This is a genomic window from Acerihabitans sp. TG2, from assembly GCF_035013185.1.
Lineage (GTDB): Bacteria > Pseudomonadota > Gammaproteobacteria > Enterobacterales > Enterobacteriaceae > Acerihabitans.
This window is the reverse complement of record NZ_JAYGJO010000044.1, coordinates 1-23,745: the sequence shown is the minus strand read 5'-3', so window position 1 is coordinate 23,745 and position 23,745 is coordinate 1. Positions and strand designations below refer to the sequence as shown.

General features: G+C 45.1%; 31 protein-coding genes and 5 pseudogenes. 17 read left to right on the top strand and 19 right to left on the bottom strand.

The window, feature by feature from the left end; all coding sequences use genetic code 11:
• Positions 1–43 precede the first annotated feature (43 nt).
• From SJI19_RS23285 to SJI19_RS23275, 4 genes are read right to left on the bottom strand one after another with little or no spacing between them, the layout of a single operon-like run.
• On the bottom strand, positions 44–166 hold the full coding sequence (locus SJI19_RS23285; protein WP_323480632.1) for a hypothetical protein: 123 nt from the start codon (positions 164–166) through the stop codon (positions 44–46).
• Positions 163–690: an ash family protein gene (locus SJI19_RS23280; protein WP_323480631.1), complete on the bottom strand. Its 528-nt coding sequence runs from the start codon at positions 688–690 to the stop codon at positions 163–165. The genes SJI19_RS23285 and SJI19_RS23280 overlap by 4 nt, the downstream gene beginning before the upstream one ends.
• A 9-nt stretch (positions 691–699) precedes the next feature.
• The gene (locus SJI19_RS24925; RefSeq protein ID WP_416347592.1) at positions 700–1,140 is read right to left on the bottom strand and encodes a LysR family transcriptional regulator; all 441 of its coding nucleotides are present in this window, start codon (positions 1,138–1,140) and stop codon (positions 700–702) included.
• Between the two features lie 48 nt (positions 1,141–1,188).
• The gene (locus SJI19_RS23275) at positions 1,189–2,109 is read right to left on the bottom strand and encodes a DMT family transporter (protein ID WP_323480630.1); all 921 of its coding nucleotides are present in this window, start codon (positions 2,107–2,109) and stop codon (positions 1,189–1,191) included.
• A 157-nt stretch (positions 2,110–2,266) separates the two neighbouring features.
• On the opposite strand from SJI19_RS23275, the gene gcvA reads away from it, so the two are divergent.
• The 7 genes and pseudogenes from gcvA to SJI19_RS24910 form a co-directional block, all read left to right on the top strand.
• The gene (gene gcvA / locus SJI19_RS23270; protein WP_323480629.1) at positions 2,267–3,166 is read left to right on the top strand and encodes a transcriptional regulator GcvA; all 900 of its coding nucleotides are present in this window, start codon (positions 2,267–2,269) and stop codon (positions 3,164–3,166) included.
• A gap of 201 nt (positions 3,167–3,367) precedes the next feature.
• Positions 3,368–3,754 (top strand): cupin domain-containing protein, encoded by a 387-nt coding sequence (locus SJI19_RS23265; protein WP_323480628.1) that lies wholly within the window; start codon positions 3,368–3,370, stop codon positions 3,752–3,754.
• Positions 3,751–3,966 carry a class I tRNA ligase family protein gene (locus SJI19_RS24920; protein ID WP_416347591.1) on the top strand — a complete coding sequence of 72 codons (216 nt, stop codon included), beginning with the start codon at positions 3,751–3,753 and terminating at the stop codon, positions 3,964–3,966. Before SJI19_RS23265 ends, SJI19_RS24920 begins: the two co-directional genes overlap by 4 nt.
• A gap of 215 nt (positions 3,967–4,181) precedes the next feature.
• Positions 4,182–4,487 (top strand): helix-turn-helix transcriptional regulator, encoded by a 306-nt coding sequence (locus SJI19_RS23260; RefSeq protein ID WP_323480627.1) that lies wholly within the window; start codon positions 4,182–4,184, stop codon positions 4,485–4,487.
• Positions 4,488–4,491: 4 nt separating this feature from the next.
• Positions 4,492–4,635 (top strand): annotated as a pseudogene (locus SJI19_RS23255) (type II toxin-antitoxin system HipA family toxin); the annotation flags it as partial.
• A gap of 65 nt (positions 4,636–4,700) precedes the next feature.
• Positions 4,701–4,829 carry a hypothetical protein gene (locus tag SJI19_RS24915; RefSeq protein ID WP_416347593.1) on the top strand — a complete coding sequence of 43 codons (129 nt, stop codon included), beginning with the start codon at positions 4,701–4,703 and terminating at the stop codon, positions 4,827–4,829.
• A 134-nt stretch (positions 4,830–4,963) separates the two neighbouring features.
• Positions 4,964–5,176: pseudogene (locus SJI19_RS24910) on the top strand (transposase); the annotation flags it as partial.
• A 57-nt stretch (positions 5,177–5,233) separates the two neighbouring features.
• On the opposite strand, the gene SJI19_RS23245 reads toward SJI19_RS24910, so the two are convergent.
• Positions 5,234–5,521 carry an addiction module antidote protein gene (locus SJI19_RS23245; protein WP_323480626.1) on the bottom strand — a complete coding sequence of 96 codons (288 nt, stop codon included), beginning with the start codon at positions 5,519–5,521 and terminating at the stop codon, positions 5,234–5,236.
• Positions 5,522–5,813: 292 nt separating this feature from the next.
• Positions 5,814–5,948, bottom strand: coding sequence for a hypothetical protein (locus tag SJI19_RS23240; protein WP_323480625.1), 135 nt, complete (start codon positions 5,946–5,948; stop codon positions 5,814–5,816).
• Positions 5,949–6,005: 57 nt separating this feature from the next.
• On the opposite strand from SJI19_RS23240, the pseudogene SJI19_RS23235 reads away from it, so the two are divergent.
• The 3 genes and pseudogenes from SJI19_RS23235 to SJI19_RS23225 all read left to right on the top strand — a co-directional run.
• Positions 6,006–6,215 (top strand): annotated as a pseudogene (locus SJI19_RS23235) (hypothetical protein); the annotation flags it as partial.
• 14 nt (positions 6,216–6,229) lie between these two features.
• Entirely contained in the window at positions 6,230–6,799 is a 570-nt protein-coding gene (locus SJI19_RS23230) for a hypothetical protein (RefSeq protein WP_323480624.1), read from the top strand.
• Between the two features lie 37 nt (positions 6,800–6,836).
• Entirely contained in the window at positions 6,837–7,067 is a 231-nt protein-coding gene (locus tag SJI19_RS23225) for a hypothetical protein (RefSeq protein ID WP_323480623.1), read from the top strand.
• 713 nt (positions 7,068–7,780) lie between these two features.
• Here SJI19_RS23225 and SJI19_RS23220 read toward each other — a convergent pair.
• The gene (locus tag SJI19_RS23220; RefSeq protein ID WP_323480622.1) at positions 7,781–8,125 is read right to left on the bottom strand and encodes a DUF5375 family protein; all 345 of its coding nucleotides are present in this window, start codon (positions 8,123–8,125) and stop codon (positions 7,781–7,783) included.
• The gene (locus tag SJI19_RS23215; protein WP_323480621.1) at positions 8,122–8,313 is read right to left on the bottom strand and encodes a host cell division inhibitor Icd-like protein; all 192 of its coding nucleotides are present in this window, start codon (positions 8,311–8,313) and stop codon (positions 8,122–8,124) included. The genes SJI19_RS23220 and SJI19_RS23215 overlap by 4 nt, the downstream gene beginning before the upstream one ends.
• A 680-nt stretch (positions 8,314–8,993) precedes the next feature.
• Here SJI19_RS23215 and SJI19_RS23210 point away from each other — a divergent pair.
• Both SJI19_RS23210 and SJI19_RS23205 read left to right on the top strand, forming a co-directional pair.
• A complete protein-coding gene (locus SJI19_RS23210; RefSeq protein ID WP_323480620.1) occupies positions 8,994–10,127 on the top strand; it encodes an AAA family ATPase in 1,134 nt (377 codons plus the stop codon).
• Entirely contained in the window at positions 10,124–10,774 is a 651-nt protein-coding gene (locus tag SJI19_RS23205; RefSeq protein ID WP_323480619.1) for a DUF4276 family protein, read from the top strand. Before SJI19_RS23210 ends, SJI19_RS23205 begins: the two co-directional genes overlap by 4 nt.
• 342 nt (positions 10,775–11,116) lie before the next feature.
• Here SJI19_RS23205 and SJI19_RS23200 read toward each other — a convergent pair whose 3' ends face one another.
• Both SJI19_RS23200 and SJI19_RS23195 read right to left on the bottom strand, forming a co-directional pair.
• The gene (locus SJI19_RS23200; RefSeq protein ID WP_323480618.1) at positions 11,117–11,335 is read right to left on the bottom strand and encodes a hypothetical protein; all 219 of its coding nucleotides are present in this window, start codon (positions 11,333–11,335) and stop codon (positions 11,117–11,119) included.
• A 446-nt stretch (positions 11,336–11,781) separates the two neighbouring features.
• Positions 11,782–12,147 carry a DUF5375 family protein gene (locus SJI19_RS23195; RefSeq protein WP_323480617.1) on the bottom strand — a complete coding sequence of 122 codons (366 nt, stop codon included), beginning with the start codon at positions 12,145–12,147 and terminating at the stop codon, positions 11,782–11,784.
• Positions 12,148–12,325: 178 nt separating this feature from the next.
• Here SJI19_RS23195 and fic point away from each other — a divergent pair, with 178 nt between their 5' ends.
• Both fic and SJI19_RS23185 read left to right on the top strand, forming a co-directional pair.
• The gene (fic, locus tag SJI19_RS23190) at positions 12,326–13,402 is read left to right on the top strand and encodes a protein adenylyltransferase Fic (RefSeq protein WP_323480616.1); all 1,077 of its coding nucleotides are present in this window, start codon (positions 12,326–12,328) and stop codon (positions 13,400–13,402) included.
• A 29-nt stretch (positions 13,403–13,431) separates the two neighbouring features.
• Positions 13,432–13,905 (top strand): annotated as a pseudogene (locus SJI19_RS23185) (IS3 family transposase); the annotation flags it as partial.
• Positions 13,906–14,267: 362 nt separating this feature from the next.
• Here the strand turns inward: SJI19_RS23185 and SJI19_RS23180 are convergent.
• The 3 genes and pseudogenes from SJI19_RS23180 to SJI19_RS23170 form a co-directional block, all read right to left on the bottom strand.
• Positions 14,268–14,612, bottom strand: coding sequence for a DUF5375 family protein (locus SJI19_RS23180; protein WP_323480615.1), 345 nt, complete (start codon positions 14,610–14,612; stop codon positions 14,268–14,270).
• Positions 14,609–14,800 (bottom strand): host cell division inhibitor Icd-like protein, encoded by a 192-nt coding sequence (locus SJI19_RS23175; protein ID WP_323480633.1) that lies wholly within the window; start codon positions 14,798–14,800, stop codon positions 14,609–14,611. The genes SJI19_RS23180 and SJI19_RS23175 overlap by 4 nt, the downstream gene beginning before the upstream one ends.
• Before the next feature lie 24 nt (positions 14,801–14,824).
• Positions 14,825–14,938: pseudogene (locus SJI19_RS23170) on the bottom strand (ash family protein); the annotation flags it as partial.
• Between the two features lie 590 nt (positions 14,939–15,528).
• Between SJI19_RS23170 and SJI19_RS23165 the strand changes: the two are divergent.
• A complete protein-coding gene (locus SJI19_RS23165) occupies positions 15,529–16,665 on the top strand; it encodes an Abi family protein (protein WP_323480614.1) in 1,137 nt (378 codons plus the stop codon).
• Between the two features lie 214 nt (positions 16,666–16,879).
• Here the strand turns inward: SJI19_RS23165 and SJI19_RS23160 are convergent, their stop codons facing one another.
• Both SJI19_RS23160 and SJI19_RS23155 read right to left on the bottom strand, forming a co-directional pair.
• Positions 16,880–17,641 carry a class I SAM-dependent methyltransferase gene (locus SJI19_RS23160; protein ID WP_323480613.1) on the bottom strand — a complete coding sequence of 254 codons (762 nt, stop codon included), beginning with the start codon at positions 17,639–17,641 and terminating at the stop codon, positions 16,880–16,882.
• Between the two features lie 242 nt (positions 17,642–17,883).
• Positions 17,884–18,582, bottom strand: coding sequence for an Abi family protein (locus SJI19_RS23155; protein WP_323480612.1), 699 nt, complete (start codon positions 18,580–18,582; stop codon positions 17,884–17,886).
• 477 nt (positions 18,583–19,059) lie between these two features.
• Here SJI19_RS23155 and SJI19_RS23150 point away from each other — a divergent pair, with 477 nt between their 5' ends.
• Complete coding sequence (locus SJI19_RS23150; protein ID WP_323480611.1) at positions 19,060–19,281, top strand: ribbon-helix-helix domain-containing protein; 222 nt, start codon at positions 19,060–19,062, stop codon at positions 19,279–19,281.
• A gap of 388 nt (positions 19,282–19,669) precedes the next feature.
• Here SJI19_RS23150 and SJI19_RS23145 read toward each other — a convergent pair whose 3' ends face one another.
• Both SJI19_RS23145 and SJI19_RS23140 read right to left on the bottom strand, forming a co-directional pair.
• Positions 19,670–20,524: a hypothetical protein gene (locus SJI19_RS23145; protein WP_323480610.1), complete on the bottom strand. Its 855-nt coding sequence runs from the start codon at positions 20,522–20,524 to the stop codon at positions 19,670–19,672.
• A 98-nt stretch (positions 20,525–20,622) separates the two neighbouring features.
• A complete protein-coding gene (locus tag SJI19_RS23140; RefSeq protein WP_323480609.1) occupies positions 20,623–20,967 on the bottom strand; it encodes a hypothetical protein in 345 nt (114 codons plus the stop codon).
• A gap of 572 nt (positions 20,968–21,539) precedes the next feature.
• Here SJI19_RS23140 and SJI19_RS23135 point away from each other — a divergent pair.
• Positions 21,540–21,704, top strand: a complete 165-nt coding sequence (locus tag SJI19_RS23135) for a transposase domain-containing protein (RefSeq protein WP_416347590.1) — start codon at positions 21,540–21,542, stop codon at positions 21,702–21,704.
• Positions 21,705–21,856: 152 nt separating this feature from the next.
• Here the strand turns inward: SJI19_RS23135 and SJI19_RS23130 are convergent, their stop codons facing one another.
• Positions 21,857–22,585, bottom strand: coding sequence for a hypothetical protein (locus tag SJI19_RS23130; protein WP_323480608.1), 729 nt, complete (start codon positions 22,583–22,585; stop codon positions 21,857–21,859).
• Positions 22,539–23,570: an N-acetylmuramidase domain-containing protein gene (locus SJI19_RS23125; protein ID WP_323480607.1), complete on the bottom strand. Its 1,032-nt coding sequence runs from the start codon at positions 23,568–23,570 to the stop codon at positions 22,539–22,541. The genes SJI19_RS23130 and SJI19_RS23125 overlap by 47 nt, the downstream gene beginning before the upstream one ends.
• Between the last annotated feature and the right edge of the window lie 175 nt (positions 23,571–23,745).

Sequence of the window (23,745 nt, the reverse complement as noted above, 5' to 3'; positions counted from 1 at the left end):
ACCTCGGTGTTTAGGGTAGACAGCGGCAGTGTGGCGCAGTTAATCACTGAAAAAAAGATGCCGATTTAAGGGCGCTTACGGTGGTTTGATAAGCGCAGGCTACGGCGCGGCGATAGAGCGCAATACGCAATTCGACCGGGATACAGGATTGATTATGGGTATTCATGCCACCTCCTGGATCGGCGGGCGACCAACAAACGGCAGTACATACCCCCGATCCAACGTTTGGCGGGCGTCGAGTATATGGATTTCAATGGGGTACACCATGCACCTATGGCTATTGGGCACACTGCGGCGCACGGCGGCAAAAATAAAGGTAAAAGCAGAATGAGAATGGGCGAGGGTTGTAGCCATGATGGCTGCCTCCATAGTTAGCTGATAACAGCTACCACCGAAGTTTCCACGCTTATGGGTGGTAGCCCAGACGGAGGTGGAAATACCGGCAACCTTGGGAACCGGCCTGACCGAAGTCAGCCCCGCCTGAGCCACCATTGTAAGACTGCGGCAGCGCGACACATAACGCTGCGCAAAAAAACGGCAGATCAGAGCTGCGACATAAAAAAACACGCGAGGCGCGTGTTTTGTCGCCAAGATTGAACTCGGGTTTCCACGCCCGGCTGTCGATTTTGCGACAGCGCGGAAACTATAACCAACCGGCTCGTGCGAGAAAAGGTTTTTTTGCAAAGGCACGAGTCAGTTCTAGCCGTCAGTGTGCTCTTTGCGAGCTGGCACGCAATTGGGATAATTAGCCCATCCGAATAGCCGGGCTGTGGCACAATGGGGGTAGATGAGGTCACGCGTCCCTAGATAGATCAACTGGGATAGTTGGCTCCGTGGAGTGCAGGCCAAGCATTGAGTCCAGATATCGCCAGCGACTTTTGTGTTACTACCAATGTAATTATGACCCATGGGGGGCGGACAATTCGATCGGTATTGATAATTAGTGCCAGGCAAGCTCAACATGAGTTTTTTCCCTATCCGGGAAAACAGTTTATTTCCCAGATGTTCTTCCAACTGTCGGATTTGCTGGCTGACGGCACCCGTAGTGATACACATTTTTTCAGCAGTCAACTTCATGCTTCCCAGCCGACTCACTTCGATAAAAGTCCGTAACGATGACAGCGGAATATTGTAATTCATTCAAAATTCGTCTTTTTTAACCGCAACACACCGAACGACTGCAGTGACTTATTTTATTTTTACGGCTTCACTCTTCACTGCCCTGGGTGCTTTTTCCGGACTGACCACCATCCATACAGCGACACACACAACCACTGCACCGACGATAAAACCTTCTGTGATCGTTTCACCCAGGGCAAGATAACCCCAGAGCACACCGAAAGGTGGGATCAGAAAAGTCACCGTTAGGGAACGCAGCGGGCCAATATCGGCGATCAGCCGGAAATAAAGGATGTAGGCCAACGCCGTACAGATAAATCCGACGGCAAGGATACTCACCCATACTTCACCCTGGTACCAATTGATTGCAGGGGCGGTTGCGATCGACCAACCAAAAAAAGGCAACAAGATCAGAGTTGCGCCGATCTGACTGCCAAAGGCCACCATTTTAGGATCAAGTCCGCCGCGCTCAGATATCCAACGGCGGGTCAGAAAACCGGCCACCCCATAGCATCCCGTCGCCACCAGGCAGGCGATAACACCGGCAATCATACCGCTGGCAGAATTCACTTCTCCGATGGTGGTGATCACCATAATACCGACAAGGCCCAGCACCACACCGCCCCATTTTCGCGCCGTTAGTTTTTCGTTAAAGAAAGCAAAACCAATTAACGCCCCCATCAGCGGCGTGGTGGCATTCAGTATGGCGGAATAACCCGCCGGTAACCACTTGGCCGCCAGACAGTACATAAAAAATGGCAACCCGGAATTAATAATGCCCAGCATCAATGACGATTTAAATTTACCTTCAAAACGAAATGAGGATCTCAGTATGAAGAGAATAACGACAAGACCAATAAAACCAAAAAATACTCTTAAAAATGCGGTGTTAATTGCGCCGAACGCCGGTGCCGCTATCCTCATAAAGAGAAAACTGGCTCCCCATATTGCCGCGAGAAGAAGTAATCTTATGTAGTCCGCAGTACGCATAATATAGCCCCTTTTTATGATGAACGATATACTGTATAAACAACGCTGGTTTAACTGAGCTTGACAGTCATAATGACTTTTAAACCGGGAATACATAGAAGACAAACAAGTATTTCTTTTACGATTAAGATTTTCTAAACCATAGAACTGTAAGCTTATGAAACTTCCACCTTTACATGCCCTTATGTGTTTTGAAGCCGTTGCCAGGCACTTGAGTATGAAAAAAGCGGCTGAAGATTTGTGCGTAACATCCAGTGCGGTCAGCCAACAAATTACCAAGCTCGAGGAGATGGTGAAGGTCCGGCTTTTTCTGCGCAGTCCTCGATATCTGGAGTTAACCACGGAGGGGCGTATCTACCTGCGTGCCATCCGACCGGCATTCAATCAGATAGCCGAAGCGACACAGCGTCTGATGGATGACGGGAAACCCAATAAGATCACCCTCAGTTGCACAAGCGGGTTTGCCATACAGTGGTTACTGCCGCGACTGCCGGCTTTTGAAAAAATGAACCCGGGTGTGGAAACACAGATCAGCACGACCAATCGACAGGTTGATCTGCTGTCTGAGGGCATTGATTTCGCTGTCCGGCATGGCTCGGGGCGCTATCCGGGTCTGGAATCTGACTGTTTGCTTAATGATCGCTTGCGCCCGGTATGCAGTCCTCAGCTGATACCGCCGGAAAAAGCATTGTCCTCTCCGCTGGATATCACCCGTTTCACGCTCCTGCATGACGAGCATCGGATGGACTGGGCTTTGTGGTTCCGCGCAGTGGGGATAAATAATGCCAATACGGATAAAGGGCCGGTTTTTGTGGACTCAAACGGCGTGATAGAAGCGGCGTTGGCCGGGAAAGGTATCGCGCTGCTTCGCGGGGCACTGGTCAGCGAAGAGATTGAAAACGGCAGCCTGGTTAATCCGCTGCGTGTTGCGGTCGAATCCCCGATTGCCTACTACCTTGTTTACGACGAATCAGCCGTTCTGCAGCGGATGAGCCGACGCTTCCGGGACTGGATTGTTTCCACCGCTGCCGCTGAAAAAAATGAATATCCGGTATGATGATATCGGATGCTCTTTTCGTGCATTCACGACGCCCTCATGGGCGTTTTTTTTGGTTTATAGTTAAGTTTATCTAAATTATAGTTAAGTTATGATCATTTGCTAATGCCATGCTTTTAATTAAATCTGATAACGCAGTTGAATCTAATTAATTCCGCTAATTTTCTCTGATTATTTCAGAAACAACAGAGAGGAAAAGGTATGGCTGGCTTTCAGATATTCCGTCCCATGCAATGGGATAAACTTGTTCATGAATACGATCTTGACAGTTCCCGACTTTTACCGTGGCCGGGATACCCGACACCCGTAGGCGCCGGGTGGTGTGTCGTTCGTCCTCATACCCAATCGATGCCACATACCCAGATTGATCAGGAATTTTTCGTAGGCATTAAAGGAAATGCAAAATTAAAGATTGGCGATGAAATATATCCTTTCATAACGGGGGATATTGCCGCTATTCCTAAACATACCGATCATTATGTTATTAATGATACGGAAGAGGACTTTCATTTTTATGTGATTTGGTGGGATGAAAATACCACCCAAGTTTTTCTGAAAGAACATGCTGATATAGGAGACACATTATGAGCTGTTTTCTTGTTACTATCACCCCGGCCACGCCAAACGGCGATTTACACATCGGACATATCGCAGGCTCCTTTATCGCCGCAGATATCTTCTCGCGCGCACAGTGCCAGCACGGCCATGATTGTGTGCTGGTTTCCTATTCAGATGACTATCATAGATGTCCGTCTGTTGATAGATGGGCATCTACGTTATCTGTTCATATCAATTTTTGACAAACGGTCCGAGGTGGACGCTTACCCTTCTATGAAGCAATTACTGTTTTTTAAGCAGTGATCAAATTTATTAAATTACTGCGTTTTTACAGCCTATAAGCTGTTTTATTGTTTTACAGCTTATTTGATGTATCTTGTATTTACAGCTTATAGGATGTATTTTGTAAAAACAGCCTATAGTATGTATAAGCATCTAAAACAATGGTAAGTGCTTTATGAATACTGTTTATCCGTTGAAAACCTTGAGTCAGTTGCGTCCACTGCTGATTGGCTTTCGCAAAGCTAATGGGCTGACGCAAAAAGACGTGTCTGAAAGGTTAGGTGTAACACAGCAAACCTATGCCCGTCTGGAAGCAAATCCTGGAAGCGCCAGTATGGGGCGTTTGTTTAAGGTGCTAACTGTACTGGGGGTTGACGTGGTGCTCGCTTCTGGACCAAGCGGGCTCTTCTGTGCGTCATCTTCAACAATGGAAGGGGCAGAAAAGCCAATAGATTCCCCAACCCGACGGGAAAAATGGTGAGGATATGCGTCGTACACAACAGCGTTTAGCGATATGGATGAATGGGATCCAGGTTGGATTCTGGGAAAAGGTCAGAGGCGAAGATAGGCTGCAATACCTCCCAGAATGGATTGCGGATGAACAGGGAAGACCTTTATCGCTGAGCCTATTTAGAAATTTGTGTATTTGCCTGATTTTGATATCTTCAATCCAACATCAAAGGCAGGTTAATTTATGGACGAAAAACAGTTGCAGGCGCTGGCTAACGAACTGGCCAAAAATCTCAAAACCCCTGAGGATCTTAACCCGTTTGATCGCTTTTTAAAAAAAACAGTGTCGAGGCGGCGCTTAACGCCGAAATGACCCACCACCTCGGTGACGATAAAAATCAGCCCAGAGCCGACTCCAATCAATGCGCGTAACGGCTACTCGGCAAAGACAGTAACCACCGGCGAGATCGCCGCGTCATCAACAAATCTGTGTTCCTGGCCCTGGGCATCAATACCACCAACGCCATCGAGTCGCTGAACAGCGTGTTCCGCCAGGCGATCAAAAAGCGTAAGGTGTTCCCGGCAGACGACTCAGTGAAAAAGGTGGTGTGGCTGGCGATCCAGGTAGCATCACAAAAATGGACGATGCCGCTGAGGGACTGGCGAATGGCGATGAGCCGCTTTATTATCGAGTTCGGTGACCGCCTGGACGGTCACTTCTGGGAAAAGGCGTTTATCCAAAATCTGGTACAGGCTCTCTCTGATACAGGGGGCGGGTCAAATTGACGCCACCAGTAATTTTACACCCATGACCGTTAGCAGTTTGCTGATCGTCTCATAACGTGGATGTGATCCAGGAGTCAGTGTTTTATACAGACTTTCGCGCCCGATTCCGGCTTCACGAGCAACATTAGTCATTCCTTTGGCTTTGATAACATCTTTCAACGCAGCCAAAAAAACATCAGGATTAGGATCTTCCAGTTCTGCACTCAGATATTCAGCAATGACCTCTTCGCTATCCAGATAATCAGCAGCATCGAATGGTGCTAAGTTGAGGTCTTTCATTTTTTATTCTCCAGAGTTGCGAGGAGTTGTTTGGCATGTTTGATGTCTCTGCTCTGTGTGGATTTATCACCACTATTTTTCAACTGTCTTAACCAAGTATCGAACTCGGTGGTGCGAATCAGTATATTCATGGTCTTTAGCGTGTCCGTCAAATCTGGGTAGGATCAATTTGCAATCAGAGAGTCTATTTTTTACGCAGTAATTCCCATCAAAAAACCATGAATGGGTCAGAAAAGGGGGGGCGATAAAAAATTAATGAAAAATTTAAATCAACCATTTCAATTAATTGTATTTATAGGATCGCGCCATCCACAACGCTAAACTGCTCGAAAAATCCTACAAACATCAGCGATGCCTGCGGCCTCGATCCCGCCGAAAAACGCAAAGAAGAAAAGCTGGCCAATGCGCCGGCGCATACTTTTGCCACGGTGGCACGCGACTGGCATGCCAGCAATCAACGCTGGTCGGCGGACCATGCCGCCAGGAGCGCAGCGGGGTACGGGCGGCGTATATCCATAGTGCAGAGCATATTGAGGAACGTAAGCTGATGGTGCAATGGTGGGAGGATTACCGTTCAACATCGATATCAATTGATGCATCGGGGAAGGGCAAACATTCCCTCAACCTGAATAAGGTACTGATAAACATATCAGCGTTTCTGCTATATGATTCCAAGCAGGATGGCATAGCTTAGAAAGGCTGATCGAAGTGGATGATTTAACAATTCAGCAAATCCATGACCGGTGTCTAAGCACCACTCAACAAGCCATTGAAGGTTTTGGATGGGATAACATCTCGGTTGGCGTGCTAAGCGAAGCAGATAAAGAACGGCTGGAAGAGGGCATCGAGCACAGCATCCTCAACTGGCCGTGGGCGATGAATCGTTACAAAGGCAACGCCGACGATGGCATCCTAGACATCTCCCTCAAGGTTATTGATCATGATGACCCGGGCTCGTTACATGCGGTCATTATTTGCAAGTATGATGAGCGGCGTGAACAGTTCTCTATCTGCATGTTGGAGAATTTTATCTCTGATGAAAAGACAGCTCTGACAGGTAATGTGCTGATTATTGCCCTAATATACTCAACAACATTCTGCAATATTGTTGAATTTGAAGAAGTTTTCATTCAAGACCCAATTTCTGATGCCCAATCACGGTACAGGTCGTATGGCTTTGCACCGGTGTGGAATGATCCCGATAAAATGTCGGCTGAAGTACGGGACATTCTGGAAATGATCCGTATCAAGGTGAATGGTGTTGATCTTGATGAGTAAAAAGTTACCTCGATGGCTAATAGGGGCTGTTTGTTAAATGAACAGAGTTGATGTAGAATTGCATGCAATGGTAGAAAGAAAAAAAGGAGGCGTAATGATCAAGCAAACTAAAAGAATCGATTCTGACAAAGCAATGGCTGCTGCGAAACGCTCCTTAGATTTCTGGGCAACTATTGACGGCAATAAACTCGCCAAAGTGGGTCAGAAAGAGAAAAAAATGGATATTGTCGGACCGAGAAAGCAAGTAAAATCGGTCAAATACGCATAATCTGTATTCTTCATGACTACATCTGACACAACAGCTTGAAAAATTTAGAGTTACCTGTTGATAAGGGTGTCGAATCCTTTTACATAACACGAGGTAACTCTCGTGCCTCTCCCTAACAATCCTGTCATTAAACATAAAGTAGGTTTACTGAATCTGGCCGAAGAGCATGGTAACGTGCCGAAAGTCTGCAAAGTAGACTTCCCCAAAACCTTGTGCATTTTCTGCCTCAACCAAGAGGCTGGACCCAAAAGTCCGGCGGGTAACACAAGCTCCCCACGGCCTATAGCAACAGTATGCTTGAGGCTGAAGAATGGCATGCTTGACCTGCTCCCCTCTGGTTAATCCATCGGAAGCTGTCAACGTGGTTGACCGCTTCCGATGCTAGCGTTTACGGTGGACGGCCATGGAGAATGCCTATGTTAGCCAGCCTCAGTGGTGATCTATCCCACTGGTCAGGGGGTTCAAACCTGATGTAACTTGCTGAAAATAAAATATCCACCGGGCTCTAGCGCATGATTAACCTTGTAGCATACCCACAAATAATCTTCGATGTAATGCCAAATCAGTGACGACATCGCCAGATTATAGCTATTGTCATCAGCAGAAAATCTCTCAATAAAAGGCAGCGGCGACCGCAGATATGATTACTATCCTTATGATCGCCGCCGCCATGTCTGAGTATTACCCTAATCGCCCCCTATCGCCCAGTATGATTAATGTATCGTGGCCTTGATACCGGCGGGTTTTAGATGATGCCGGCAGACGTCGTCCATGACCCATTCCCCGAAGGTGGTCAAGCGCGGCGGTGTATCAAGAATATCCGGTGTGACCATGTCGCCCAGCATGGCGCAGGCGACTTCAACACCCATCTCCAGGCCATATTCCTCCACATGAAAGGCTTCCACCTCGTTGGCGATTTTGGCTTCCAGCGCATCCAGACTTAAGGCCAGTTGGATACCGTATTGCTCACAGGTGGTTTGATAAGCGCAGGCCACGGCACGGCGATAAAGCGCTATACGCAATTCGACCGGGATACAGGATTGATTATGGGTATTCATGCCACCTCCTGCACCGGCAGGCGATCAGCAAATAACAGTACAAGATCCCGAGCTATGGATTGGCTGGCGCCGCCGCCGTGTCCACCGGCAGCGATGGCACGAATCCCGCATGGGCGGTTATTGGCCACGCTGTGGCGCACGCGGGCAAAAACAGAGGTACGCCATGATGGCGGCCTCCATTGAGTCACTCGGGTTCTCACGCCCGGCGGTCGATTTTGCGACCGCACGGAAACGATAACCAACCGGCTCGTCCGAGAAAAGCTTTTTTGCCGGGGCACGGAATAAAGCAATTGGCTATTATTACGCGCTGGTGATAATAAGCAGGTTACGCTTAAGGGTTAATTCCTGTGCTAATTGTGGTACGACTTTGGATGCACAGCATACTGATCTATGGTATTTTATATACTATAATTGCCAGATGGAATGTTATTAATTTCAATACAAATATATATGTCGCTAATTTATGTCATGATAACGATGTGTTTTTCAGCCCGTAATAATGGTCTTAATCGAAATGGTATTTGCAAAGATACATGTTTTTTCTATTTTCCCGTTATTCTCTATCTCTCCCGGGTAGAATTAATCAGGCAAGCCTTGTTTGTTTATCCTGCGTATAATCGTGCCGGTAGTAATAATAATCAATTTTAAACTGGGGCTGAAAAAACTCGTAACCTGTCTTGACCAGCGCTAAAGTCGGCATAAAAATAGGTGGTTTTTACCCTTAGCATTCTGCAGGCCCACCGAACGGTTTGATTTCGCAGTCTTTGAAATGTGGGGTACAGTCGCGGGCAGCGTTTTGATACAGTACGGCTAACCGTGAAATTGTATTCAACAACAGTCAGAAACGCGCGTTTCTGGCGGAGAGATCATGATGAATGCTCAAAACAGCAGAAAACGCCTTCAGGGTAGTATTGCTGAGATTTCAATCCAAGGGTTTCGCAGCCTAAAAAATATTGAAAAGCTGGCGCTTCCTCCGCTTACAGTCCTGATTGGCGCAAACGGCGTGGGGAAATCCGGCTTTATCCGCTTCTTTGAGATGCTAGGATGGATGTTGCGCTCGCAAAAGCTTCAAGAGTTTGTGCTTCGTCAGGGCGGCGGCGATGATCAGTTCTTTATGGGCTCCCGTATTACCCCGAAAATCAAAGCGGAAATTCGCCTCCAGACCGACAAAGGATATAACGACTATTGCTTTGAAATGGAGCACCTTTCAGCAGGCGATACCATCATGATAACCAAAGAGGGATACCGGTATTCCGATACTAAGAAGCCGGGTGAAGCCAATTGGAGTTATTTGAACGACATCGGTAGAGAATCTGGGCTGCCGGATAAAGATAACAAAACAGCGAAGACCATTTGTCATATGCTAAAGCAGTGCTACACCTACCAGTTCCACGATACGTCGGCCAATGCCTCGATTCATCAGCGTTGGGATATCTCTGATTCCGCGCGTTTGCGTTCTGACGGTGGAAATCTGGCCGCAGTGTTGTTTGATTTACAGGAAAATGATTTGCCGCGTTATCGCATGATTGTTCGCCAAATCCAACGTGTATTCCCTACGCTCAGTGACTTCGTGCTTGAACCCGTCGCGGGAAAAGTCTTGCTTCGCTGGAAAAGTAAATTCAATGATAAGGTTTTTGGCTCACATCTTACGTCCGATGGCTCCTTACGGCTGTTCTGCCTGCTGACGCTGTTAAGTCTGTCTGATGATCGTCTGCCAGATATTATGTTTTTCGATGAGCCTGAACTTGGCTTGCATCCGCACGCCATTACACTCGTTTCGGAAATGATGAAACGTGCCTCCCAAAATCGACAGATATTTATCGCGACCCAGTCGCCATACATGGTTGACTGCTTCGAACTGGAAAATATCATAGTCGCTAACGCCGAAGACGGCGCGACGACGCTGCACAACCTGCCGAGGGAACAGTATCAGCAATGGCTAGATGACGAATATCTGCTTTCTGATATTTGGTTGAAAACGCCTGTGGGGGTTTCATTATGATGCGGGTATGCGTCGTATGTGAGGGCCAGACGGAAGTTGAGTTTATTCTAAACTGCGTAGCCCCATATCTTAACGATGAGCGATTTTATCTGTATCCCACAATATTACAGTCTCCCTCCGGCAATCATCGTGGCGGTCGCGTCACCGTCCAGCGGCTGGTCAATTTTATGCGTCATCAATATCATGAGGTTGATCGTATTACGACCTTTGTCGATTTTTATGGTTTTCAAGATGCCAATGGTCGTACTGCGGCGCAACTCGAAAATGCAATTACTGACGGTTTGAGTGCCGAGGTAAATATTGAACCCCGCTTTATTCTATCTTACGTCCAGCTACATGAATTCGAAGCACTGCTATTTTCCGATGTGGATAAATTTGAGTACGTCTTGGACGGATGGAATGAGTCTGTTAGGGAAACTCTTGAGGCTATTAGCAACCAGTTCGCAACGCCTGAGGATATTAATAACCATCCGACCACTGCGCCGTCGAAACGCATTCTTAAATCCTTCGCGCCGGGAACGTACAGCAAAACGATACATGGCCCGATCATTGCGGAGGAGATAGGGATAGAAACCATCCGTATAAAGTGCCCAGGTTTTAACCTTTGGCTGGAAAAACTCGAGTTATGGAAAACACAAATCAGATAAATTGTTAAAATCATGAATAAATAAAAATAAAACACTGAGCCTGTAAATAAAAATGAGAGTAACAAAACGAATACTGACTTTTTTTCCCGCGCTTAGTTTGTCATAAAGTCCAAAAACAGAACGTATTTAAGATGACGAAAAATTTAAAACCACCGATGGTTGGCGCCTTATTTTTTCAAGGCCGATGCGTTAGGCGGCCAAGTGATGGAGTGACCAAAAAACTAGCCGGGTTAGCGAGATCCACCCTAAACCCTCGTCCCACTTTATGGGGTCAGTTCATTCACGGCAGGGAGCAGTCACTAAGAACTATACACTTAACGCGGTTACCCCCTGAGACAAGGGTTATAAATCAGGCGGCATCATCTCATCGGCCTTCTGCTTTGCTTCCAAGAAGGCTAAATCATTCCTACACCCTTGTTCTTTATTAATAAATTCATCCCCACAGCTTTCACATCTGCTAAACTCAGAATAGACAGGTAGGGTTACATTTTTGAATGAAATATCTTCCATTTCGTTAAGCTTAATGAGATGTTCGCTTTGACATTTTACACAAGCATTCATATAGATCTCCAATTAACTCTGCTAATAAATTGAAAGTTATTATTTAAGTGGCGATATTATTTTTACCATTAAAAAGTTAACCAAGATATTATCATAGTTATCCTCAGGTGAAAAATAAACACGAGTTACATAAACCTTATGGGAAGAAGGGGGCGGTGGATAGATTTTGCAATGATTGAAGTCGCTAGGTTTATTGAAGCATTAAGCGCCTTTTCCCCACATTGATGTCATCATTCGGCGTCACGATAAGAACTTCACGTAAATTGTTATAGAGTGGATTTTCCCTCGATGCACATACCCACGAATAATCCTCGATGTAATGCCATACCAATGACGACATCATCCGATCATGGCTATTGCCATCTGCAAAAGATGTCTTAATGAACGGCAGCGCCGACCGTAGATATGATTACTATCCTTATGATCGCCGCCGCCATGTCTCAGTTTTACCCTAATCGCCCCCCGCGTCCGTGATAATTAATGTATCGTGGCCCCGTAATGCCGGCGGGTTTTAGATGATGCCGGCAGATGTCGTCCATGACCCATTCCCCGAAGGTGGTCAAGCGCGGTGGTGTATCAAGAATATCCGGTGTGACCATGTCGCCCAGCATGGCGCAGGCGACTTCAACACCCATCTCCAGGCCATATTCCTCCACATGAAAGGCTTCCACCTCGTTGGCGATTTTGGCTTCGAGCGCATCCAGACTTAAGGCCAGTTGGATACCGTATTGCTCACAGGTGGTTTGATAAGCACAGGCCACGGCACGGCGATAAACCGGCCAAGATAATTGCCGCTTACCAGATATCGGCATGTCCCGGCCATGTGTCGATGAAGTGCTTTTTTAAACATGTGGCAGGGATAGGCTTATGGTATCGACACGTTCTGGCTATGTGTCGATAAAACGCGACTTTTTAAACATAATGGTGTGACATGTTTATAGCATCGACATATTATGGCTATATGTCGATGAAAACGGTTTTTATAAGCATATGAGTTGGAATCCAGAAACCCCTCACAACGAGTTGCCGATACTACCGCCTGAACTGGAGCGCGTTGAAACACGCAGTGTACTCAAAGCGTGCATAAGTGCGCGCGCAGCAATCGCAGAGTTGAAAACTGCTGGTGAGTTGATCCCCGATCAAGGCTTGCTGATAAGCATCCTTCCGATGCTGGAAGCGAAAGATTCTTCGCGCATTGAGAACATCGTAACTACCAGCGATCGGCTCTTTCAGTATGCTGACCACGCAGATGGCGCAGATCCGGCCACCAAAGAAGCGCTGCGCTATCGTACAGCGCTTTATGATGGCTATACCCGTCTTAGGGACTATCCACTGTGCACAAACACAGCGGTAACGATCTGCACCAAATTACGCGCCGTGCAAACCGATATCAGGAAAATGCCGGGTACAGTATTGCGTGATCAGAATAATAACGTGGTATATACGCCGCCGGTGGGTGGAGACGCCATTCGTAACTTACTGGCGAACTGGGAGCGGTTTATACACGGTGATGATGATTTAGATCCGCTGGTGAAAATGGCTATTGCACACTATCAGTTTGAGTGTATCCACCCGTTCCCGGACGGGAACGGGCGAACGGGTCGTATCCTGAATATCCTGTACCTGATTCAGACTGGATTGCTTTCGCTGCCTATACTGTATTTGTCCCGCTTCATCCTGGAGAGGCGTGATGATTACTACACATTACTGCGCAGGGTGACAGAAGAGGGTGACTGGGAATCGTGGATTTTATTTATGTTAGAGGCAGTGAGGAACACGTCTCGGTGGACGACTGATAAGATATCGGCTGTCAGGGAATTGATGGCAGAAACCACAGCGTATGTGCGCGAGCAACTGCCGAAAATCTACACCCATGAACTTATCCAGGCGCTTTTTGCGCAGCCGTATTGCCGGATCGATAACCTTGTTGAACGAGGTGTGGCCAAACGCCAAACGGCATCAACATACCTCAAACAGTTAGTAAATATTGGCGTACTGGAGGAAATGACTGTTGGTCGTGAAAAGCTGTATATCAACACCAGGCTGCTGCGTGAATTGGGTCAGTAACGTGGACGCTATGTAGTAAATACACGTTTCTGGAAAATCTTGGCGATAAGCATGGGGTCGAGCCGATATGTCATGAACTGGACATAGCCCCGTCAACATATTACTGGCATCAACAACGTCAGCAGCATCCTGAGCATCGCAGTAAGCGTGACAAAAGTGATGGCCAGCTTATGCCGGAAATACGGCGTGTTTTCGGAGAAAACTACCGTGTTTACGGGTATCGTAAAGTCTGGCAACAGTTAAAACGGGGAGGGTGCCACGTGGCCAGATGTACAGCAGTGCGTCTGATGAAAAAGCTGAAGATAAAGGGGGTAATACGTGGCAAAGGTGTCAGAACCACCCGCAGCAGCAAAGCCACTGAGACCCCACGCGATTTGGTAAACCGTCAATTCGTGGCAGAACGCCCGAACCCGCTGTGGGTAGCAGATTTTACCTACATCAGCACCTGGCAGGGCTTCGCGTATGTGGCGTTCATTCTCGATGTGTTTGCTGGAGTTACCGTATTTAATAGATCCATTACCCCATTTAGGCCACGCTAGCGTTTACGGTGGACAGCCATGGATAATGCCGATGTTCGCCAGCCTCAGTGGCGATCTATCCCACTGGTCAGGGGGTACAAACCTGATGTAACTTGCTGAAAATAATTATCCGCCGAGCCCTAGCGCATGATTAACCTTGTAGCGTACCCACAAATAATCTTCGATGTAATGCCAAATCAGTGACGACATCGCCAGATTATAGCTATTGTCATCAGCAGAAGATCTCTCAATAAAAGGCAGCGGCGACCGCAGATATGATTACTATCCTTATGATCGCCGCCGCCATGTCTGAGTTTTACCCTAATCGCCCCCCGCGTCCGTGATGATTAATGTACTGTGGCCTTGATACCGGCGGGTTTTAGATGATGCCGGCAGACGTCGTCCATGACCCATTCCCCGAAGGTGGTCAAGCGCGGCGGTGTATCAAGGATATCCGGTGTGACCATGTCGCCCAGCATGGCGCAGGCGACTTCCACACCCATTTCCAGGCCATATTCCTCCACATGAAAGGCTTCCACCTCGTTGGCGATTTTGGCTTCGAGCGCGTCCAGGCTTAAGGCCAGTTGGATACCGTATTGCTCACAGGTGGTTTGATAAGCGCAGGCCACGGCACGGCGATAAAGTGCTATACGCAATTCGACCGGGATACAGGATTGATTATGGGTATTCATGCCACCTCCTGGACCGGCGGGCGACCAACAAACGGCAGTACATACCCCCGATCCGACGTTTGGCGGGCATCGAGTACATTGATTTCATTGGGGTACACCATGCACTTATGGCTATTGGGCACACTGCGGCGCACGGCGGCAAAAATAAAGGTAAATGCAGAATGAGAATGGGCGAGGGTTGTAGCCATGATGGCTGCCTCCATAGTTAGCTGATAACAGCTACCACCGAAGTTTCCACGCTTATGGGTGGTAGCCCAGACGGGGGTGGAAATACCGGTAACTATGTGAACCGGCCTGACCGAAGTCAGCCCCGCCTGAGCCGCCATTGTAAGACTGCGGCAGCGGGACACATAACGCTGCGCAAAAAAAACGGCAGATCAGAACTGCGACATAAAAAAACACGCCTGGCGCGTGTTGTGTCGCCATAGTTAAACACGGGTTTCCACGCCCGGCTGTCGATTTTGCGACAGCGCGGAAACTATAACCAACCGGCCCGTCCGAGAAAAGGTTTTTTTGCAAAGGCACGAGTCAGTTCTAGCCGTCAGTGTGCTCTTTGCGAGCTGGTACGCAATTGGGATAATTAGCTCATCCGAATAGGCTTGGCTGTGGCCCAATAATGTCTGATAGTATCTGTTGGTATATCGCATGATGCGGGATACTGATCCGTATATCGGAAGTTCGATTTTGAGCGGTATACGTTTTTGGTGAATGTTAGTAATCAAATGAGGTTAAACTGCGGAAGACCGATCTTGCGCGCGGACGTTTGCACCTGCCGGAGGTGAAAATTTTCTGTTTTCAGATTGACACGGTCTGCAGAGTGCCTATAATCCTCGGCAACAGCGCTAAACCCCCTCCTGTTGCAGTTATTGCAGTGACGGTTTGGCCTTTTTTTTTGCTTATTGTTCAGAGAGTTGCTATGGATAGCCAGCCTCAGCCTACCACTACGAATGCCGTGGCCCCCACGGTAAAAGCGTTTCTTGAATACCCCGATTTAATGCAACAATTGGTCGATCGCGGTATGAATGTCACCAATCGCGATCGTTGTGAAAGGAAGCTTGCGCAAGTGGGTTACTACCGGTTATCGGGCTACTGGCACTCTGCAAGAACCTATAATAGATCTCCGCAGCGGCAGATAATCTATAATAACCAGTTCCAGTCTAATACGTATTTTGAAGCTATCTTCGATTTTTATCTTTTTGATAAAGCGCTCCGCCAAGAGTTCATGAGTGCCATTGAACGCATAGAAATCTACTTTCGGACCATTATCGCGCATGAAATGGGCAGAATAAGTCCGCTCGCATATGAGAATAAATCATTATTTTCTGCCAATGCCTTTGATGCCTCGAAGAAAGGCCCAAACTTTGATGAATGGACGATTCGCCATCAAAAGCTTTTGAAAGAATGTAATGAAGATAGCATTACCTCCCATTTCGCTAACAATAAACCGATCCCAATCTGGGTAGCCATGGAAGCGTGGGATTTTGGCCTACTTTCAAAATTTTACAGTATGCTGAAAGATGACTACCGCGACATAATATGTACACGAGTTGGTATTGATAAACGTGATGTGCTTGATAACTGGCTAATCAATATTAATGGTTTGCGCAATCGCTGCGCACACCATTCAAGATTCTGCAATCGCCCAAATCCACGTTCTTTCAAATTGTTGAGAAATGGATACTTCAATCTGTTAAACATCAGTCAGAATGAATCCGAGAAACTATTTGGTGCAATCGCGGTTATCTGGTTCCTGATAAAGAAAATTGGTCCCAGCAGTAATTGGCTTGATAGAATTGCCGATCTTATTGATACCAAACCGACAGTGCCAGGCTTTTATTTCTCCTCAATGGGATTTGACCGCAATCTGACGTCTTTTCCCAGAGCGCGTTTCCAGCATCAGTTTAAAGTTAACCCAGCGGCGGCAGAGGAACCTGTAACACCAGAACAACTGGTTGACGAGCTGGGGAAGATTGCTAGCATTGCGTCACCTGATGCAGACGCAAATTTAACAGATAGGCTGCTTCAGCTCGCGGAACATTACGAAGGTTTGTGATTTTAGCGACGCAGTGAAGCTATGAGGAGGCGAAAACTCTCTCCTTAAATCTGCCGTTTTGATAATCCTAATATCCTGTTGCAGACCTCTTCACCTCACCTCACCTCAGAATCAAGTGAAATGCAAATGGATGTCGATTGGATTCGAATGCCCACCTGACTGGTGCGACAGCGGTAACCGAACGGTGAACTCACATTGCACCGATTAAGTAACGTTATAGACTGGCCGGTATTTTTTGCGCTTTAAGTATTAAAAATGGTGGTCGGCGGCAGTGTTTCATTAATTCGGGGCGTTGTGCCAAGGCTTCTTCTGTCGGCTGTGGCTCAGACAATGTGCGTAGGGTAAAACCACAATCCAGCAGGGTATTCACATAGTTTTCTGTTGTGCGATGGTATTTAATAACGTCGTTGATAAACCACTGGGTATGGCGTATTGACTGGTCATGATAATTATCCAGCGGCCAATGTTCGCCGGCTTTTGTGGTGATCCAACCTACCGGCCAGGCGGTACAAACCGGATGTTCAACGCTGAAAATAAAATGTCCGTCGGGCTTTAGCGCATGATAAACCTTGTGGCATATCCCCGAATAATCTGCGACGTAATGCAAGGCTAATGACGACACCACCAGATCATAGCTATTTTCATCAGCAGCAAAATCTTCCATCGAAATATGCTGAAAGGTAATGCCCGGATCATCAGTCAGCCGTTGGGCTTCAGCCAGCATACGCGTTGATAGCTCAATGCCTGTAACCTGGACGGCGCCCTTGGTCCGGGCGTAACGTGCAAAATCGCCAAACCCGCTACCAAGATCGAGCACGTTCAAGTGGCTCAGTTCCGGCAGTAACGCGCGGATCGCGGGCAGCTCCACCGCACCGTTCAGGCCGGAGTCCTGCTGGCGTAATGTCTTATATCCTTCGAAAAAATCGGGATTATCGTACACATTCTGTTGGGATAAATCGTTGTGCGACGCACTCATAATATGAGTCTCCTTTGTTGTCAGCTCCGCCAGTCGTTCAGATTGGCTGGATCCGGCTTTCATTGGTCTTAGTCCATCACCGTCATGATGCTCTCAGCTGGCATGGGAGTGCGCCCTGCGAGCGAATTGATTTTAGTCCGCGGCGTGCTGCGACAGCAATCCTTGATGCCAATAAAATGAGGAGGCAGCGCTACAGGCAGGAGTGTCAGCGGTCCTGGCGGCAGTTCAGGTTCACCAAACGATTACTTCGCATAACAACGGCGAAGATAATTATGTAAGGCCATTATTTCTCGTTTTGTTGTGCTGGTTTTGTTCATAATGGTTGTAATGTTGGGACAGAGTAATTTACTGACCTCGCGGATATTCAATTGAAGTTCTAATAAATCCATATGAAATATAGGCTCATGGTGAGCGATTCGATTGCGAAGTTGCCGTATTTTATCGATTTGTTGATTAAATACAGATCGTTTGGGCGCCTTTCGAGGTAGGAATGATTTATGTAAATAGGGCACCCATAGTGAATGTTCAAACATAGAAACGGTTAAGTAATACCAGAACCCAAAGGTTAGCTCGGCAATCACTTTTCCAGGAAGGAGCTCACTTCCTTTTATACTTTGCCGAATAGCAATATTCTGCGCTTTGACTAACATATTCTGACAAAGAGGATTTAGTAATGCTAAGAATCGCTCTTGTTTAAACCATTCTGCTCCAAACCCAGTAGTGCGTTCTTTGTCAAATTTATTGCGAAGGGTAATCTCAATATAATGAATATCTGAAAATAATGCAGAACTAATCTTTGTATTAATTACATATAATTTTAATGATTTCAATTCATTATTATTTGTCACCTTAAAATATTTACTCAAACGAGGTTTTGAAAAGCAAGAGATGATCTGTTGCAAACCTTCTGCACTCAATTCGGGAAGCCTTTTTTTGGCCAATTTGTGCTCCTTCTATATGCCATACCGCTGTGTTGACTAAACAACTGGGAAAGGTTAATATTATTTTTGTAGACCCCCGGTGCGACCTCTGCGCAAGCATGCCCCCGGGGGCTTGTTTTTTTAGATACTTGCCTGCTTCTATTCAATCTTCATTTTAGTGTAAAATATTTTGATAGTTAACTCTTTTGGGTTTTTCAACTCAGCGAAACCAGACGATTTTATAATATTTTTTAGTAAATTAAAAATCAGAAGATAATTATATAGTAACTTCACCATTTAATTTTATATTTTAATCTGATTTCATTAATTAGCTTATTTAGATCCCTAGATATTATATTTTATTTATCAGTACATGATGGAAGGTATTGTCTATACCATCATCTGTCAGCCGTTGGTGAGGTTAATGAAATGAGTGGAACCTAGCACTATTGTGATAGAGCATAATCTTCATGAAAAATCATCCGGAAGAGGATGCTGATGACCCGCATCGTGATCGATTTACCTGAAAAAGATCTCCGGCAATTAGATAATCTGGCCGCAATTCGCCATCTCTCCCGGGCAGAGTTAATCGGGCAAGCCTTGTCCGGCTACCTTGCAGATAATCTCGCCGGTAGTAATAATAATGTGTTTGGCCTATGGACTAATAGAACTACTGACGGGATTCTCTATGAAAACCAAATCCGAAGGGAGTGGAAATGAGTTTACGCTAGGCTTCGTTTGACCTCGATAGCAATTTTAAAATAGCGTTTAAAGATTCCTCGAAATTCGGTTTTACCAATGCTAAATTCAGCGTAAAAATAGGTAAGCTTTACCCTGCTTAACAAATTCTGAGCCTTTTTGGGGGCTTCGAGATAAAGGCTTTCTAACTAAATTACTAAACTTGGGGTTTTCCAATTTTATATCAATAAAATCAATTATTTAACTAGATTTTATCAATATTGGGATAATATGCAATTTATAACTTTTATTGTTTTTAAATCGTAACAGGGTGGTTCCACCGTGCGTGGTTTTGTCGCCTTTTCGAATAATCTACAACATCTGTGCCTCCATAAACTTAGTGTAAGAACCAATAAAATATCCTGAGGGTTTATTTTGCCAAAGCATCAGCCATAACCCATGCAATAAGGGGCGTGCCCTTTGCATTGATGTAACCCATATTTACCCATTTATTATCAGGCGAGTTCTGTATTACCTTTATTTTATCTCCGGACACCAGGTAAGCTTTGGTCTGGTTGTTATTATCTGGCGAGGAAAATAAATACGATTTGGTGATAATTGTTTTTTCTGTGGTAATACTGCTTAAATACTTGGTAATATACTTAGTCGTTAATGGTTTTGCTTTTTTATTGACTTTTATCAATTCCTGATAGGTGTTGATATTTGTTTGATCTGGTGCATCACATCGCAAATACACTTTTACTGTAGCAGTATAAAGTGATGAAAGATTATCCTTCACATGTTTTATTCTTGGGCGAAAAGAGAGAAAATCAAATGTATCAGATCCTGGTGAATTTTCCAATATATCTTCATTTTCTCTCCAATCATACCCACAAGCCCCACCAGTCCAGTCACTTATATAACAACCCTTCTCCATATCAATTACGCTACAGTAAGCTCTGTCAACATATTTTTTTGTACCATCAGCAGAATACAAATAACCACCAGATATACTGTTTACAACTAAATACTTTCCGGATGGAGAGACGTGAGAAGACGCACTCTCAGTAAAATAACGACCGTCTATGCCCAGGTCGATAGTCTCTCCGTGACCTTTAAATGACAACTTTCCCCATGCATCGGCATCATAATTTTTTCCACTTTTTTTCTCGGAAAAAATTAATTTAGTCCCAAATGGTGAGCGTATTATAACATCTGAAACTGCCACTGGCGAAAGGGTTATAGATAATAAAATAATAATTTTTAATAAACAGTTAACATTCATAATTTAGCCTTTAGTGATTTAAATCTAACAACTGAATTAGTCATAAACTCAACTATAAAATAAGCATACAAGGAAAGATTTCATTCTCTTTCATGTAACTACGGAAATGTAAACCCATTATCAATTATGGTTGCATCCGGCATATCCTCAATGCTGTTGCTTTTAATGTCCTTTTTACCAAATGAGTTGGAGTCACATCTTTTTGTACTTATTCTTTCGCCATTCTTGCTAAATTCAAGAAGGGCGACAACATTAGACCTTTCCTCCGGAACAATAAGTACGTATGAATACTGACCTTTATTAAAACCTAAATAAGTGCTGTAGGTTCCAAGATCGACCCATCTTTTCAATTTATTTTTTGGATTAAATTCAACCTCAAGCTCTGGTTTGTCACCTCGCTTAAAGGTATATTTGATGGTGTTGTAATTATTTTTTTTGCACAAAAAACAGCAGAACGTTGGACTTTCCCCAGGAGATTACATGATGCCACTAATGTTTCATCGACATTGCATTCATCCGCAAAAGAATATGGCACCGATATAATGGCAAAAATGCATACTATTTTTTTCATAAAAATACCTGTTCACACCGTCTATAAGCCGCTTTTCTCTCTGTAAGCCCCATATAACCACTGTTCACTGTTCACTATTCAGCCCTTCCATCAGCGGCTGACTGCTTAGTTTTCTCACGGTATGTCGATTTTTCATACACCGGGTATTTTACCGGGCTGAAGGTTTTCAAAACATAGACAGTGAGTTAACAAACCCTAGGTTGTCGCCCGTCGATACTTTCAAGCAACATGGCAAGTTGCGCCGGCGTCAGTAACACTTTCCGATTCTGGACCGAGGGCAAGGCTGTTTTATAGGAACGGCGACGCACCCTCGCTCTAAACGCCTGGACAGCAGGCACAAACCCTAGCCGTGGACCAAAGTAGCTTGATGGTGTTGCGACGGTTGCCCCTAACCTAAAGATGAATACGTGACCGGAAAACGGATCACTACGTGCCGGGTAACGCATGGCCGCGATCCTGAGCTTGCGGGAAAACGCCAAACTTAAAGGTCACTATCCTGATATTTGGCTTCGGGATGGATTAACGTGCTTGCCCACCTGGTCCAACAACCGAATCAACGAGTTGTTGCCCTACGTCGAAAATAGCTTTAGCAAATATTTACTAGCTTAATACCTTATTTTACTCACACAATGTGAGTTCGCCGCCCGGTTACTCACATCCTTATTAATCACCTTCCAGATGAAATTATTTTTTCGTGCCAGACGGCATTTCGATTTGATTTTAATCTCAATAATGTATGCAAACATACATTGAAAATTTATTTATAAAATATCGCTATATTTTATCCAACCAATAATTTTTTTCGGACCCGTTGAATAACTCACCTTCAGGAATGAATCACTGTAATCCAAAATTTCGACCTGATCACCTTTTATCAGGTAAGGTTTTTTTGTTTTATGTTTTTTATTTTCATTATATAAGAAAGACTTATCGCTTACGATGGTTGTTTTGATCTTCCTCATAAGAAATAAATTATTCTGTTCTAATACACGGTCTGCATCAATATTGGATAGATTTAATTTTTTCATGCTGTCTTTTTTGAAACATAACGTTAATAGCTCTACAGCTTGTTGATTGTTTACAGAGGGCAATGTTATTTGTTTGCAGGCGGATATTAGATAAGGTATTTCACTAGATGAAAATTCAAACATGTACACATCTCGTGGATAATGCATCGAAACCAATATATTCTCTGAGGAGTCAGAACTTATAAAAAAATCATTATCCGCGACATAAGACGTAATGATGCTTTTATTATTATACACCATGCCATTTTTATTAACATATTTTAGATTGTAATTATCACCTTTTCTTTCTACAACCCATTCACTTCCGTCACTATTGCTGATTTTGTTCACTAAAATAGTATTTTCAGCAAACGCAATGACGGATATAAAATACAGTAATGCGCTAAAAATAAATTTTATATAATACCTCATAATATCACCATTCATTTTTAAGTTTATTATAGGCATTTTTAATTTTTTCATTATATCCTTTCTGCTTTGAACCGTTATATTTATTAGCAATAGTTAGCCAGTCTTTATCTTTCATTGGTTGAAGCATTTTTTTCTCCTTAATCAAAAAGACCTTAAAGTATTGCAAGTGCTGCAGTGCACAATGGTTTTGAGCGTCGACTAATTCTGTAGTTGATTCATAAAGGTGGTGATAATACTCTCCCATAACCTGGAATTTACCCCAAGAACAAGACTTATTGGCAGCGTCGCAGTTAATTTCACGAGCCCTTATCAATCGTTTATATTGCTGACTATCTGAACCATAATGATAGTCTTTCTCCCAACCATGCATTATTTCCGGCTCGGATGATTCTATCCTTTTTGCTATTTCCGGGCTAATACCCAACTGGAGAGACAACCTTTTCATGTAGTGTCTTTCATAGAGAATTGTTGCGTGATTTTCACCACTTACATATTGCTTAAACGCTACCTTATCACCCGTTTCAGCAACAGCAATTGCTCTTAACACTTCTCGTTCAACACCCAGCTGAGTTGCAAGTAATTCAAAATCATTCTTAGTTACATTCTGTGCACCTGATTGGCACGGGCGAACAACGATCCCTTGTTTGTAACAAAAGCATTGATTATTCGAAGGTTTGAGCGCATCCAAAAACACCACCGGATGCATATGCCACGGCGTTGGCCCCATGCCCGCCACCGATTTCATCCAGCTCATCTGGTCGATAAAATTTTCCAGGTACGCTTTCCACACTGGTGCATCATGCGTCAGTTTGTTCAGGTAGGTTTTCCACAGCGGGTCATCCTTGCCGTAGTACCATTCGCTGGGGTGTTTGGCGATAATGCGATACTGGTGGTTGCGGTACGACGGGAGATGTACCGCCTGGAGGTACTCTTGTTCCGGGTAACAATTTTCATCATTCCTGTTTATCTGATCGAGCAGCCGCTTGTAGTTATACTGGTTCATTACAGAGCCGATACGGGGTTCATCCTTCGCCACCTTATACCACTGCTCCACAATTCTGAGGGTTTATTTTGCCAAAGCATCAGCCATAACCCATGCAATGAGGGGCGTGCCCTTTACATTGATGTAACCCATATTTACCCATTTATTATCAGGCGAGTTCTGTATTACCTTTATTTTATCTCCGGGCACCAGGTAAGCGTTGGTCTGA